Raw genomic sequence first — 1349 nt, 5'->3', positions numbered from 1 at the left:
AAAACCGCTCAGTAAAACAGCAAACAAGGTAGTTTCCTGCTGTTTTGCCAATGCTTTCAGTTGACGGGTAAGTTCACTGCCTAACGTAAAGCCGAAATTTCGTCCCTGATAATCTACCTGCACCGGACGAGGGTGATCGGTCGGCAAGAGTAACGGCTCATACTCCGTCAGTGCCTGCTGCCAGTATGCCCGTTGGCGTTCTCCTGCTTCTCCCTGCAAATATTCTCGCTGCCAGTGGGCGTAGTCACCATAAGTGATCTCCAATACAGGCAGATGGCTGTCACAGTTTTCGAGTAGGGCATGATAAGCCTCCGCCAGTTCGTGCATAAAGATATCCACTGACCAGCCATCAATGGCGATGTGATGCCACACGAACAAAAGATAGTGGCTGTGACCGACTTGATAATGACGCAGGCGCAAACTCGGTTCTGTCATCAGATTAAATGATGTGCTCAATTCAACCTGTACTGTATGCAGCAATGTTTCAACACTCGTACAGTGGTGTGACTCAATAAAAAGAGCATCTTCCAGTGTCTGCTGATATCCGTATCCCTCATCGTCACTGCGGTATACCGTTTTCAACACATTATGACGCTCAACTATCTGGTTAATTGCACTTTCCAGCAGAGGCAATTTGACGCCTTCATTCAATTGCACCAGATAAGGAATATGGTAGGCATAAGTGCCCTGTTCAAACTGTTCAATAAACAGCATCCGCTCCTGGGCGAAGGACAAGGGATAACGGGCAAGCTCGATATGAGGGATGACTGTGTATGTCTGCTGACCAATCTGTGTAGCTAATTCTTCAATCGTTTTCAATGCAAACAATTGCGCCAGTGAGACATCCATTGCCAACGTTTGGCGAATAGCCGCCGTCAGTTTAATCGCTCTGATAGAATCCCCACCAATACGGAAGAAATTATCTTTAATACCCACTTGCGCCAACCCCAAAACTTCCTGCCAGATAGCACAAAGCCGGGTCTCCAACGCATTGCGCGGGGCCACATAACTGTATTGATTACCCCAGACCGGTTCCGGTAGTGCCCGGCGATCTAACTTACCATTCAGAGTTAGCGGAATAGAATCCATATGAGTAAAGCTGGCCGGCACCATATACTCCGGCAGGCAGCCAGATAAGTGCTTGATCAGGGTATCGTCTGAGAGCCCGTTCTCTGCAACCAGATAGGCCGCCAGGACTCTGTGACCTTCCTGCTCCCGGTCAATCACTACCGCCTGTTTTACTTGTGGATGTGCAGCCAGTGCGGCTTCAATTTCCCCTAATTCAATCCGGTAGCCCCGGATCTTGACCTGATAATCACTGCGCCCCAAATAGTCCAGCTTGCCATCCG

The 1349-nt window shown here is 49.1% G+C and carries 1 protein-coding gene; it reads right to left on the bottom strand.

The genetic code is table 11. The annotated features are described in order from the left end of the window. The coding region (locus AAC147_RS08440; protein WP_047686349.1) for a condensation domain-containing protein at positions 1 to 1349 on the bottom strand (1349 nt) is incomplete at both ends.

Source organism: Xenorhabdus sp. NBAII XenSa04, assembly GCF_963866145.1.
Taxonomy (GTDB): Bacteria; Pseudomonadota; Gammaproteobacteria; order Enterobacterales; family Enterobacteriaceae; genus Xenorhabdus; species Xenorhabdus indica.
This window is presented reverse-complemented; position numbering and strand designations above follow the sequence as displayed.